Source organism: Solirubrobacter soli DSM 22325 (assembly GCF_000423665.1).
GTDB classification, from domain to species: domain Bacteria; phylum Actinomycetota; class Thermoleophilia; order Solirubrobacterales; family Solirubrobacteraceae; genus Solirubrobacter; species Solirubrobacter soli.
In genome coordinates, this window is the sequence record NZ_AUIK01000023.1 from 20,695 (window position 1) to 32,476 (window position 11,782).

The following is an 11,782-nucleotide window of genomic DNA, read 5'->3' on the forward strand; positions in this document are numbered from 1 at the left end:
CAACCCCGGGATGCCGCGCATCGTCGGCGCCGGCTACGCGAACATCGACCGCCAGCCCGACCCGCGCCCGAGAGGTCTCTACGAGCTGTGGTTCGTCGCGCCGGACGATCGCCCGGGCCGTCCCCACCGGGTCTCGGCCGGGACGTTCCATCCTGACGCGAACGGCCGCGGCGAGGTCCGCCTGCTCGCGGCGGCGGACCCCAAGGTCTACCCGCGCCTCTCGGTCACCCTCCAGCCGGCCGACGGTGACCCGCGCACCATCGGCCCGGAGGTCCTGCGCTAGGCGGACTTCTCCTCCGGCTTGGCGCCGTTGGTCGCGGCCTTGCTGGTGCGGGCGAGCGCGCTCTGAGCCATCTCGAGCGCCGGGCCGGCCTGCCCGATCACCTGGGCGATGATCTCCGAGATCCCCTGCGCGCCGTTGAGCACCGTGAGGTTGTCGACGTGCTTGAAGGACTCGGCGGCGGCGCGGACGATCTCCGGCAGCTGCTCGGCGATCTGCTGGCCGATGACCGCGTCGGCTTCCTTCTCCAGGGCCTCGGCGCGCTTGGCGATCGACTCCGCCTCGGCCAGGCCCTTGGCCCGGATCGACGCGCCCTCGGCCTCGCCCTTGGCCTTGGTGGCCTCGCCCTCGGCGATGCCGCGCTGGGTGGTGATGCGCGCCTCGGAGGCGCCGATCTGCTCGATCTGCTTGGCCTTGGCCGCCGCGGCGAGCTCGACCTCGCGCGCCTGCGCCTCGGCGATCGAGATGCGGGCGACCCGCTCGGCCTCCGCCTGGACCTGCTTCTCGTAGGCGGCGGCGTCGGCGGGCTTGCGGACCTGCGTGTCCAGGCGCTTCTCCTCGCGCTCGGCCTCGAGCTCGGCGACCGCGGTCTCCTGCACGACGACCTGCTTGCGCGCCTCGGCGTCGGCCAGCGGGCCGGCCTGGGCCGACTGCGCGGCCTGCTTGTCGATCTCCGCCTGGTAGGCGGCGCGCTTGATCTCGGAGTCGCGGCGCGCGGCGGCCTTGAGCGCCTCGGCCTCCTGCTCGCGCTCGGTCGCCTCACGATCGGACGCCGCGGCGGCGATCCGGGCGCGCATCTTCACCTCGGCGGCCCGCGGCTCGCCGAGCGCCCGGATGTAGCCGGTCGGGTCGATGATCTCCTGGATCTGCAGCGAGTCGATGATCAGGCCGAGCTTCTGCATCTCGTCCGCGCTGGCGTCGCGCGTCGCCTGGGCGAGCTCGTTGCGGTTGGCGATCAGGTCCTCGACCGAGAGCCCGCCGATGATCGAGCGCAGGTGGCCGTGGAAGACCTCGCGGACGAGGTCGTGCATCTGACCGGACTGCGCGTCGAGGAAGCGGGTGGCGGCGTTCGTGATCGAGCGCCCGTCGTCGCCGACCTTGAAGATCGCGACGCCGCGTACGCCGACGGGGATCTTCTGGGAGTCGACGCCTTCAACCTCGAGCAGCGCCTTGTCGGCCGACATCCCGAGGTACTGCGCCTTCTGCATCACGGGCACGACGAACGCGCCGCCGCCCGTGACGATCTTGAACGTGCGATCGGCGACCGCCGCGCCCTTGACGCCGAAACCGGTGACGATCAGGGCTTCGTCAGCGGCCGGCACCTTCCACAACACCTTGAACAAGATCGCCAGAACGAGCGGGACGAGCACGATGACGGCGATGACCACGATCAGCGTGGTGTTCACTTCAGGTCTCCTGTGTGAGGGGGGTGACGAGCACGAGCCGAGGCGGTTGGTACTCGACCACCACGACCTCGGTGTACGGCTCGATGGATCCGCCATTCACGTCGCGGGCGAGGAATGCCTCCACGCCGCCCCTTATCGCGACCATGACCTCGCCTGTGCGTCCCGGTGCGATCCCCCCGGTGGAGGTCACCCTGCCGAGGCAGCCAACTGGCGATGAGGCGATGGACAATGCAGCGCTAGCGTAAGGGAACCGGAACCGAATATGTCGCGGAGGAGCCCATGAGCGTGCAGGACACCCCGACGGAGCTGTGGGGCGGCGAGACCACGAAGGCCGTTGCGAACTTCCCTGTTTCGGGAGAACGCGTCCCGCTGCCGGTCGTCCGCTGGCTCGGGCGCATCAAGGGCACCGCGGCACGGGTCAACGCGGAGCTCGGGCTGCTCGACGCGGAGCTGGCCGAGAAGATCGCGGCCGCCGGCGATGAGATCGCCGAGGGCAAGCACGACGCGCAGTTCCCGATCGACGTCTTCCAGACGGGCTCGGGGACGTCGTCGAACATGAACTCCAACGAGGTCATCGCGACGCTGTCCGGTGCGCACCCGAACGACCACGTGAACATGGGGCAGTCGTCCAACGACGTCTTCCCGTCGGCCGTGCACCTGGCCGCGCTGGACGAGGCGACGAACACGCTGCTGCCGGCGCTGGCGCAGCTCGAGGCGTCGTTCTCGGCCAAGGCCGAGGCCTACAAGGACCTCGTGAAGTCCGGCCGCACGCACCTGATGGACGCGGTGCCGGTGACGCTCGGGCAGGAGTTCGCGGGCTACGCGGCGCAGATCCGCCTCGGGCAGAAGCGGATCGCCAACGCGTTGCCGCAGGTCGCGCAGATCCCGCTCGGCGGCACCGCCACGGGCACCGGCCTCAACACCCACCGCGACTTCGCGGCGAAGGTGCGCGAGAAGCTGTCGGCCGACACCGGGCTGACCATCTCCGCTCCGGAGGACCCGTTCGAGGCGCAGGGCAACCGCGACGCGCTGGTCGAGCTGAGCGGCGCGCTGAAGGTCGTCGCGGTCTCGCTGACCAAGATCGCCGGCGACCTCGCGCTGATGGGCTCCGGCCCCCGCGTGGGCATCGGGGAGATCTTCCTGCCCGAGCTGCAGAAGGGCTCGTCGATCATGCCGGGGAAGGTCAACCCGGTCATCCCGGAGGTCGTGCTCCAGGTCTCCGCGCAGGTGATCGGCAACGACACGGCGATCACGGTCGGCGGCCTCCAGGGCCAGTTCGAGCTCAACGTGCGCATCCCGCTGATCGCCCGCAACCTGCTGCAGTCGATCGCGCTGCTGTCCTCGACCGCGAAGATCTTCGCCTCCAAGTGCGTGGACGGGATCGAGCCGAACCTGGCCGGCCTGGAGAACTCGGCCGAGGGCACGCTGGCCGTCGCCACCGCGCTGAACCCATTCATCGGCTACGACCGCGCGGCCGCGATCGTCAAGGAGGCCTCGGCCTCCGGCGGGACGCTGCGCGAGGTCGCCCGCAAGCACGGCGTCGACGAGGAGACCCTCGACAAGGCGCTGGACCTGCGCAAGATCGCCGCGGGAAGCAGTGCTTCCTGAGCTGGAGCGCTACTACGACGCCGCGCCGCGCTTTGCGGCGCGGGTCGAGGAGGTCGGCCCGTTCTCGCTGTTCGTGGGGACGGGCCCGTGGAAGTACTACGTGCGGCCCCGGCTCGGGCTGGAGCACACGTACACCGCTGACGAGGTCCGGGCCGCTCTGGCGCGCAAGCGCGAGCTCGGCCAGCCCGAGAGCTTGGAGTGGGTGCACGAGACGACGCCGTCGCTGCTCGCCGCCGCCCGCGACGCCGCCCTGGACGTCCTCGAGGCGCCGTTGATGGTGCTCGACCGTGGCTCGTGGCGGGCGCCCGAGCCGCCGCCCGGCGTGACGCTGCGCGTGCTCGACGCCGACGACCGTGAGGCGCTGACGATCTCGCGCGCGGTCCAGGACGTCGGCTTCGGCGCCGAGGGGACCTCGGCGGGACCTGAGGGCCGCGGCGAACGCGACGCCGCCGTGAACGACAAGGGCCTCGACTGGCTCGTCGAGCGCACCCGCGCCGGGCTGACCGTCACCGCCGTCGCCGAAGGCGAGTTCGGGATCGTCGCCGCGGGCGCCCATCAGCCGGTCGAAGGCGTCACCGAGGTCGTCGGGATCGCCACGCTGCCGATCGTCCGCCGTCAGGGCATCGGCGGCGCGCTCACCGGTGCGCTGGTCGAGGACGCGATCGCTCGGGGCGTCGAGACCGTGTTCCTGTCCGCGGGCAGCGAGGACATCGCCCGCGTCTACGGTCGCCTGGGCTTCAAGCGGGTCGGCACCGCCTGCATCGTCGGGTGACGCCCGCCACCGCCGCCCTGTACCGGTGGGCGTACGCGCGGGGCGCTGTCGGGCACTACCCGACCTACCTGTCCGTGTTGCAGCTGTGCGGCGTGGCGTTCATCCTGGCGGGAGTGCTCACCGTGGCGGTCCGACGTGCTGCTCCACGACCTGCTGGCTAGCGGTCGCCGCATCCAGCTCGACGGCGGGCTGTCGACCGCGCTCGAGGAGCTCGGCGCCGACCTCGACGACCCGCTCTGGACCGCCCGCATCCTCCGCGACCAGCCGGAGCTCGTCCTCGCCGCCCACCGCGCGTTCGTGGACGCGGGGGCGGAGGTCGTCATCAGCGCCAGCTACCAGGCGCCCTTGGAGCTGCTCGCCGAGAGCGTGCGGATCGCCCGCGCCTCAGGGGCGCTCGTCGCCGCGAGCGTCGCGCCGTACGGAGCGTCTTTGGCCGGCGGGCAGGAGTACACCGGCGACTTCGACGTCCCGGCGGGCTGGCACGAGCGCCGCGTCGCGGCGCTGATCGAGGCGGGTCCGGACTTCCTCGCGATCGAGACCCAGCCGCGCGCCGACGAGGCGGCCCACATCGCCTCGCTCGTCCACGACCTCGACTGCTGGGTGACGTTCACGTGTCGCGACGGCGAGCGCACCGGCCACGGCGAGCGCATCGAGGACGCGGTAGGCGCCGTCGTCGCCCACGACAGCGTCGCCGCGGTCGGCGTCAACTGCACCGCGCCGGAGTTCATGGACGAGCTGCTGAACCGCATCAGGAGCGTCACCGACCTCCCGCTCGTCGCCTACCCGAACGCGGGCCGCGCCTACGACGCGGCGACGAAGACGTGGAGCGGCGCCGCGCAGACGTGGAGCGGCGCCGCGGCGCTCGTCGGCGGCTGCTGCGGGATCGGCCCAGCCGCGCTCAGCGAACCTAAAGGGGCCTGACCCCTTTAACTAAGGCGAGAGGCGGGTGGAGACCCAGCCGCCCTCGGCGCGGGTCCAGAGTTCGCGGTCGTGGAGGCGGTTCGGTTGGCCTTGCCAGAACTCGATCGCGCTCGGGAGGAGCCGGAAACCGCCCCAGTGCGGCGGTCGGGGGACCGTTGCCGGGTACGACGCGTCCAGCTCGCGCAGGCGCGTCTCCAGCCACTCGCGGTCCGGGATCACCTCGGACTGGCGGGATGCCCAGGCGCCGAGCTGCGACCCGCGGGAGCGGGTCGCGAAGTAGGCGTCGGACTCCTCGGGCGAGAGCACCTCGACCGGGCCTTCGAGGCGCACCTGGCGGTGCAGGGGCTTCCACAGCACCGCCAGGGCCGCGCGGGGGTTGGCGATCAGCTCGCGGCCCTTGCGGGACTCGTAGTTGGTGAAGAACTCGACGCCGCGGTCGTCGATGCCCTTGAGCAGCACGAAGCGCACCGCCGGCATGCCGGAGGCGTCGGCCGTGGCGAGCGCCATCGCCTCGGGCTCCAGAACGCCCGCGGCGACCGCGCCCTCATACCAATGGCGAAAGAGCTCGAGCGGTTCGCTCACATCGCCATTGCAACATATTTGGTCTCCAGGTACTCCTCGATGCCCTCCTTGCCGCCCTCGCGGCCGAAGCCGGAGGCCTTGACGCCGCCGAACGGCGCCGCGGCGTTGGAGACCAGACCCTGGTTGAGCCCGACCATGCCGGTCTGGAGCTTCTCGACGACCCGGAACGCCCGCTTGATGTCACTCGTGTAGACGTAGGCGACGAGGCCGTACTCGGTGTCGTTGGCGGCGGCGATCGCCGCCTCCTCGTCGTCGAAGCCGACGACCGGCGCGACCGGGCCGAAGATCTCCTCCTTGAGCAGGCGCGAGTCCGGTGAGACGCCCGCGAGCACGGTCGGGTCGAAGAAGTAGCCCGCGCCGTCACGCTTGGTACCGCCGACGAGGACGCTCGCGCCCTTGCCGGTGGCGTCGTCGACCAGCTCGGCGACCTTGTCGCGCTGCGTGCCGTCGATCAGCGGGCCGACCTTGACGTCGTCCTCGACGCCGCGCCCGACCTTCATCGCGCCGAGCTTCGCCGCCAGCTTCTCCGCGAACTCGTCGGCGACGCGATCGGCCACGTGGAAGCGGTTGGCGGCCGTGCAGGCCTCGCCGATGTTGCGCATCTTGGCGATGATCGCGCCCTCGACGGCCGCGTCGACGTCGGCGTCGGCGAAGACCAGGAACGGCGCGTTGCCGCCGAGCTCCATCGAGGTCCGCAGCAGGCCCTTGGCGCTCTGCTCGACGAGCTTGCGGCCGACCTCGGTCGAGCCCGTGAAGGTCAGCTTGCGCAGCCGGGGATCGTTGACGATCGGCGCCGACACCTCACCTGAGGAGGACGCGGTCAGCACGTTCAACACGCCGTCCGGCAGCCCCGCCTCCTGGAAGATCTTCGCCAGCGCGAGCATGCTCAACGGCGTCTGCTGCGCGGGCTTGATGACCATCGTGCAGCCGGCGGCGATCGCGGGGCCGATCTTGCGCGTGCCCATCGCGGCCGGGAAGTTCCACGGCGTGATCGCGTAACACGGGCCGACCGGCTGCTTCATCGTGATCAGCCGCCCGATGCCGGTCGGCGCGGTCCCGAAGCGACCCTCGATCCGCACGGCCTCCTCGGAGAACCAGCGCAGGAACTCCGCCGCGTAGGCGATCTCGGCCTTGGACTCGGCCACGGGCTTGCCCATCTCGAGCGTCATCACGAGCGCGAGGTCGTCCACGTTCGCGACCATCGCCTCGTACGCGCGGCGCAGGATCTCGCCCCGCTCGCGAGGCGGGTGGACCGCCCACTCGTCCTGCACCGCGCACGCGGCGTCCAACGCGGCGCGCGCGTCGTCGGGCGTCGCGTCCGCGACCGAGGCGATCGCGTCGCCGGTCGAGGGGTCCTCGACGTCCAGCGTCGCGCCGCCGGAAGCGTCGCGCCACTCGCCGCCGATGAACAGCTGCGTCGGGACCGCGTCGACCGCGGTCCGCTCCTGCGTTGCGCTCATACGACCACCGTTTCCGTTCCGAGTTCCTCTGAGATCGACACGTCCAGCGAGTAGTCGATGGGTACCACGATCAGGCTGGGAAGGTCGAGCGAGAGTGCATGTCGCAAGTGCCTGCCGAAGTCCTCGACGGACTCACAGCGCCAGGCCGGCATCCCGAAGGCGTCCGCCAGCTTGACGAAGTCTGGATTGGTGAAGTCTGTACCGAAGTGGCGGCCGAACTTCTTGTCCTGCTTCCAAACGATCGAGCCGAATTGGGAGTTCTCCCAGATGACGTTGACGATCGGGGTCTTCAGCCGCACGGCCGTCTCGAGCTCCTGCACGTTCATGAGGAACCCGCCGTCGCCGTTGACGGTCACCACCCGCCGGCCGGGGTACACGAGCTTGGCCGCGATCGCGGTCGGCAGCGCGATCCCCATCCCCGCCAGGCCGTTGGCGATCAGCACCGTGTTCGGCTCGTGGGCGGGGAACATGCGGGCGATCCACAGCTTGTGCAGCCCGACGTCGGAGATCAGCATGTCGTGACGGCCGAGCGCCTGCCGGATCTCCCACAGCGCGCGGGGGGGTTGCATCGGGAAGGCGTTGTCGGTCTTGGCCGCCTCGAACCGGCCGAGCACGATGTCGTCCAGCCGCGAGCGGGTGACGGTCCGCGGCGAGTGGCGGAGCTCCTCGGCCAGGCGGCTGAGGATGTGATAGAGGTCGCCGATCAGGTCGATCTCGGTGATGAAGTGCTCGTCGACCTCTGACGGGACGCTGTCGATGCAGACGATCTTCTTGTCGCGCTTGGGGTTCCAGTTCGACGGCGAGTGCTCGACGAGGTCGTAGCCGACGGTGATGACCACGTCGGCGTCCTCGAACCCTGCGAGCGCGTAATCGCGCGACTGCAGTCCGACGGTGCCGAGGGCGTGGGGATCCTCGTAGTCGAGCGCGCCCTTGCCCATGAACGTCTCGGCGACCCCGATCCCGGTGGCCCGCGCGAGCTCGCGCAGCGCGCTGGCCGCACCCGCGCGGGCGACCCCGTTGCCGGCCAGGATGATCGGGTTGATCGCGTTGCCGATCAGCTCGGCGGCGGCGAGCAGGTCGGCGGCGCTGGGCTCCAAGCGGCGCGTGTGCGTGGGGGCGGGCAGCGGCTCGGCGTCGAGCGTGTCGCCCATCACGTCCTCGGGCAGCTCGATGTGGGTCGGTCCTGGCTTGGGCTCCTGCGCGACCTTGAAGGCCTTGCGGACGACCTCGGGGATCACGCCCGCCGCGTTGACGCGCGTGTTCCACTTCGTCACCGGCTTGAACATCGAGACGATGTCGATGTGCTGATGCGACTCCTTGTGCATCCGCTGCAGGTCGGCCTGCCCGGTGAGGGCGACGAGCGGCGAGCGGTCCAGGAACGCGTCCGCCACGGCGGTGATCAGGTTCGTCGCGCCCGGGCCGAGCGTGCCCAGGCAGACGCCGGCGCGGCCGGTGAGCCGGCCGTACATGTCGGCCATGTACGCCCCGCCCTGCTCGTGCCGCACGGGCACGAACCGCACCGAGGAGTCCTGCAGGGACTCATTCAGGTCGAGGGTCTCCTCGCCCGGTATGCCGAACACGTACTTGACGCCCTCGGCCTCCAGGCACTCCACGAACAGGTCAGACGCTTTGCGAGAACTCAATGTCCGCAACTCCTCCCCTCGGGACGTGTCCGGCTAACTTAGATGGCGCGCCGCACCGCTGATCCTATGACCCGCTTGCTGACGATCATCACGGCGACGCTCCTGCTCGCCGCCGCGCCCGCCCAGGCCGCGAAGACCACCTTCACGATCAAGGGCGCCGGCTTCGGCCACGGCGTCGGGATGAGCCAGTACGGCGCCATGGGCTACGCGGAGCACGGCTGGTCCGCGAGCCAGATCCTCGCCCACTACTACACCGGCACCGCGCCCGGCACGACCGACCCGAACCGGAAGGTCCGTATCGAGCTCGTCGACGACACGCGCTCGGCCTCGTTCTCCGGTGCCAAGCAGGCCGGCTCGCGCAAGCTCGATCCCACGAAGACCTACACGGTCAAGCGCCGCGGGCTCACGCAGGTCGACCTCTCGAGCGGCGGGAAGAAGCTGGCGACGTTCACCGCCCCGCTGCAGGTCGCCGGGAACCCGGTGACGGCGCTCTCAGGCGTCGGGACCTATCGCGGCGTGCTCGAGTTCACGCCCACGTCGTTCAAGGGCGTCTCGGTGATCAACAGCGTCGGGCTCGACGACTACCTGCAGGGCGTCGTCCCGGCCGAGTCGCCCGCCTCCTGGCCGGCTGAAGCGCTGAAGGCGCAGGCGATCGCCGCCCGCACCTACGCGATCACCACGGCCAAGAGCGCAGAGTTCGACCACTACGCCGACACCCGCTCGCAGGTCTACAAGGGCATCGGGATCGAGACCGCCTCGACCAACGCGGCGGTCGCCGCGACGCGCGGCCAGATCGTGACCTACAACGGCCAGCCGGTCGTCACCTACTTCTTCTCGACCTCCGGCGGCAAGACCGAGGACGTCGAGAACACCACGCTCGGCAACGAGCCGAAGCCGTGGCTGAAGTCCGTCAACGACGAGTACGACAGCGTCTCCCCCCGGCACCGCTGGACGGTGAAGCTGACGATGAAGGCCGCCGCGAAGAAGCTCGGCCCGCTCGTCAAGGGCTCCTTCAAGGGCATCCGGGTCACCAAGCGCGGGGCGTCGCCGCGGATCATGAGCGCCGAGGTCGTCGGCTCGCGCGGCGTGACGACCGTCAACGGCGCGACGCTGCGGGCCCAGCTCGAGCTCTTCGACACGTGGGCGTACTTCACCGCGATCAAGGGCGAGAAGGCTCCGGAGACGGACGCGTCCGGCGGCACCAAAGCCCCGCCGCGCTCGTTCTCGTTCGTGGCGCCGAAGGTCGCCGGCGTCATGCGCGGGACCGTGATCGGCGGCGGCGCCCACGGCACCGTCCAGGAGCGCCGCGACGGGCGCTGGGTCGACGTCGGCGACATCAGGACCCGCGGCGGCGCCTACGAGTACCCCGCGACGCACGCGGGCGTCTACCGCGTGGTCTTCGCCGGCGCCTTCGGGCCGGCCGTGCGGCTCTAGCCGGTGTAGACCCGGACGACGCTCGCCGCGACGCACACCGGCTTCTCGCCGCCCTCGACCTCGAAGGTCGTCTCGAAGACGATCTGCGCCCCGCCCGGCACGTCGGTCACTTCCGCGACCTTCGGCGACGAGCGGACCTTGGAGCCGACCGGGACGGGCGCGGGGAACCGGACCTTGTTGAGGCCGTAGTTGAGGGCGAAGGCGAAGCCCTCGAGCTTGAAGATCTGGTTGTTGAGGTACGGCAGCAGGCTGAGCGTGAAGAAGCCGTGGGCGATCGTGCCGCCGAACGGGGTCTCCTTCGCGCGGTCGACGTCGACGTGGATCCACTGGTGGTCGCCGGTGACGTCGGCGAAGGCGTCGACGTCCTTCTGCGTGATCTGGTGCCAGTCGGAGGTGCCGAGGGTCTCGCCTTCGGCGGCCTTGAGCTCTTCGAGTCCGGTGATCGTCCGCATGGCGGGGCACCATACTTCGCGCCGTGCCTGCTCCGCTTCTGTTGTGCGACACCCCTGGACTGCTCTACCGCGGCTTCTTCGCGCTGCCCGACTCGATCAAGGGCGCGGAGGGCCGCCCGGTCAACGCCCTCGTCGGCTCGGTGAACATGACGCTGTGGTGCATCGAGAAGTACGCACCGCGGGCCGTCGTCATGTGCTTCGGGCAGGAGTCGGCGACGTATCGGACCGACGCCTACCCCGACTACCACGCGGCCCGGCCCGAGATGCCGGACGACCTCGCGTGGCAGTGGGAGCGGGCGCCGGCGCTCTACGAGGCGCTCGGCTGGACCGTGCTCGGCCACGAGTCGCTCGAGGCCGACGACCTGATGGGCTCGTTCGCGGCCTTGGAGACCGAGCACGGCGGGCAGACGCTGATCCTCACCGCGGACCGCGACATGTTCCAGTGCGCGAACGACAGCGTCACGATCCTGCTGCAGAAGGCGCGCCAGCAGGGCCCGGACGAGGTCGGCCCCGACCAGGTGCGCGAGATCTACGGGATCGACCCGGCGCAGGTGCCGGACTTCATCGCGCTGCGCGGGGACCCGTCGGACGGGCTGCCGGGGGCCAAGGGGATCGGCGCGAAGACCGCCGGGGACCTGCTGCGCCGCAAGGGGGACCTCGACCACGTGATCCTCGGGGCGATCCGCGAGACGCCGTCGGTCCGCAAGGCGCTGATCGAGCAGGCCGAGCAGCTGCGCACGTTCAAGGACATCGCGACGCTGCGGATGGTCGCGCTGGAGCGGCCGGAGGATCGGCCGACCGACTACGCGGGCGGTTCTCGAGCCGCGGAGGAGCTCGGGATGGGCCGGCTGTCGAAGCGCCTCAGCGACGCGGCTCAGCCCGGCTGAGCAGGTCATAGGCCGTGTCGCCCACCCAGTGGGCGGCACCGACGGCGATCGGCGTGTCCGACGCCGCGGAGATGCGCTGGGCGGCGCGCTCGGCCCCCGCGCGGTCCGTGGCCGGCAGCAGCGCCAGCAGCTCGTCCGCCTCCCACCGCACGAGCACGTCGGCGTCACGCAGGATCGCGGCCAGCAACGGGGCGATCTCGTCCGCCGTCCCGAGCGGGACGACGATGCGGACGAGCGCGAAATCGCGTCCGTACCGCACGCCTTCGGCGACCAGGCGGTCGAGCAGCAGCCGACCCACATCAGGGCCCGGCAAGACGAAGGGCCGTCGCGTCACGGC

General features: G+C 70.8%; 13 protein-coding genes. 6 read left to right on the top strand and 7 right to left on the bottom strand.

Translation table 11 applies throughout. The annotated features are described in order from the left end of the window. The first annotated feature begins 10 nt into the window (after positions 1-10). Positions 11-283 carry an anti-sigma factor gene (locus G569_RS66400; protein ID WP_371683476.1) on the top strand — a complete coding sequence of 91 codons (273 nt, stop codon included), beginning with the start codon at positions 11-13 and terminating at the stop codon, positions 281-283. Here G569_RS66400 and G569_RS49380 read toward each other — a convergent pair. Both G569_RS49380 and G569_RS65990 read right to left on the bottom strand, forming a co-directional pair. Beyond that, positions 280-1,686, bottom strand: a complete 1,407-nt coding sequence (locus G569_RS49380; protein ID WP_211233018.1) for an SPFH domain-containing protein — start codon at positions 1,684-1,686, stop codon at positions 280-282. The two genes, G569_RS66400 and G569_RS49380, sit on opposite strands and share 4 nt — an antisense overlap. Position 1,687: 1 nt before the next feature. Further along, positions 1,688-1,876 carry an NfeD C-terminal domain-containing protein gene (locus G569_RS65990; protein ID WP_503473924.1) on the bottom strand — a complete coding sequence of 63 codons (189 nt, stop codon included), beginning with the start codon at positions 1,874-1,876 and terminating at the stop codon, positions 1,688-1,690. Positions 1,877-1,965: 89 nt separating this feature from the next. Here G569_RS65990 and G569_RS0117690 point away from each other — a divergent pair, with 89 nt between their 5' ends. The 3 genes from G569_RS0117690 to mmuM all read left to right on the top strand — a co-directional run bounded on the left by G569_RS0117690 (position 1,966) and on the right by mmuM (position 4,987). Next, positions 1,966-3,294: a class II fumarate hydratase gene (locus G569_RS0117690; RefSeq protein ID WP_028064393.1), complete on the top strand. Its 1,329-nt coding sequence runs from the start codon at positions 1,966-1,968 to the stop codon at positions 3,292-3,294. Then, positions 3,284-4,066: a GNAT family N-acetyltransferase gene (locus tag G569_RS0117695; protein WP_028064394.1), complete on the top strand. Its 783-nt coding sequence runs from the start codon at positions 3,284-3,286 to the stop codon at positions 4,064-4,066. Before G569_RS0117690 ends, G569_RS0117695 begins: the two co-directional genes overlap by 11 nt. A gap of 135 nt (positions 4,067-4,201) precedes the next feature. After that, positions 4,202-4,987: a homocysteine S-methyltransferase gene (gene mmuM, locus G569_RS0117700; protein ID WP_053226538.1), complete on the top strand. Its 786-nt coding sequence runs from the start codon at positions 4,202-4,204 to the stop codon at positions 4,985-4,987. A 9-nt stretch (positions 4,988-4,996) separates the two neighbouring features. On the opposite strand, the gene pdxH is transcribed toward mmuM, so the two are convergent. The 3 genes from pdxH to G569_RS0117715 are packed head-to-tail and all read right to left on the bottom strand — an operon-like array spanning position 4,997 to position 8,672. Beyond that, positions 4,997-5,569, bottom strand: coding sequence for a pyridoxamine 5'-phosphate oxidase (pdxH, locus tag G569_RS0117705; protein WP_245602507.1), 573 nt, complete (start codon positions 5,567-5,569; stop codon positions 4,997-4,999). Next, positions 5,566-7,029, bottom strand: a complete 1,464-nt coding sequence (locus tag G569_RS0117710; protein WP_028064397.1) for an NAD-dependent succinate-semialdehyde dehydrogenase — start codon at positions 7,027-7,029, stop codon at positions 5,566-5,568. Before G569_RS0117710 ends, pdxH begins: the two co-directional genes overlap by 4 nt. Next, a complete protein-coding gene (locus G569_RS0117715) occupies positions 7,026-8,672 on the bottom strand; it encodes an acetolactate synthase large subunit (protein ID WP_028064398.1) in 1,647 nt (548 codons plus the stop codon). The genes G569_RS0117710 and G569_RS0117715 overlap by 4 nt, the downstream gene beginning before the upstream one ends. A gap of 66 nt (positions 8,673-8,738) precedes the next feature. On the opposite strand from G569_RS0117715, the gene G569_RS0117720 reads away from it, so the two are divergent. After that, the gene (locus G569_RS0117720) at positions 8,739-10,106 is read left to right on the top strand and encodes a SpoIID/LytB domain-containing protein (RefSeq protein WP_028064399.1); all 1,368 of its coding nucleotides are present in this window, start codon (positions 8,739-8,741) and stop codon (positions 10,104-10,106) included. Here G569_RS0117720 and G569_RS0117725 read toward each other — a convergent pair. Beyond that, complete coding sequence (locus tag G569_RS0117725; RefSeq protein ID WP_028064400.1) at positions 10,103-10,558, bottom strand: MaoC family dehydratase; 456 nt, start codon at positions 10,556-10,558, stop codon at positions 10,103-10,105. The two genes, G569_RS0117720 and G569_RS0117725, sit on opposite strands and share 4 nt — an antisense overlap. 23 nt (positions 10,559-10,581) lie before the next feature. On the opposite strand from G569_RS0117725, the gene G569_RS0117730 reads away from it, so the two are divergent. Beyond that, positions 10,582-11,445 (top strand): 5'-3' exonuclease, encoded by an 864-nt coding sequence (locus G569_RS0117730; RefSeq protein ID WP_169542171.1) that lies wholly within the window; start codon positions 10,582-10,584, stop codon positions 11,443-11,445. Here G569_RS0117730 and G569_RS0117735 read toward each other — a convergent pair. Next, entirely contained in the window at positions 11,420-11,779 is a 360-nt protein-coding gene (locus tag G569_RS0117735) for a diguanylate cyclase domain-containing protein (protein ID WP_084285128.1), read from the bottom strand. The genes G569_RS0117730 and G569_RS0117735 overlap by 26 nt on opposite strands. Between the last annotated feature and the right edge of the window lie 3 nt (positions 11,780-11,782).

Excerpts from the sequence above, each read along its gene's own strand:
- G569_RS0117710 (WP_028064397.1), bottom strand. The coding sequence starts at position 7,029 with ATGAGCGCAACGCAGGAGCGGACCGCGGTCGACGCGGTCCCGACGCAG.
- G569_RS0117690 (WP_028064393.1), top strand. The coding sequence starts at position 1,966 with ATGAGCGTGCAGGACACCCCGACGGAGCTGTGGGGCGGCGAGACCACG.
- G569_RS0117725 (WP_028064400.1), bottom strand. The coding sequence starts at position 10,558 with ATGCGGACGATCACCGGACTCGAAGAGCTCAAGGCCGCCGAAGGCGAG.
- G569_RS0117720 (WP_028064399.1), top strand. The coding sequence starts at position 8,739 with ATGACCCGCTTGCTGACGATCATCACGGCGACGCTCCTGCTCGCCGCC.
- G569_RS66400 (WP_371683476.1), top strand. The coding sequence starts at position 11 with ATGCCGCGCATCGTCGGCGCCGGCTACGCGAACATCGACCGCCAGCCC.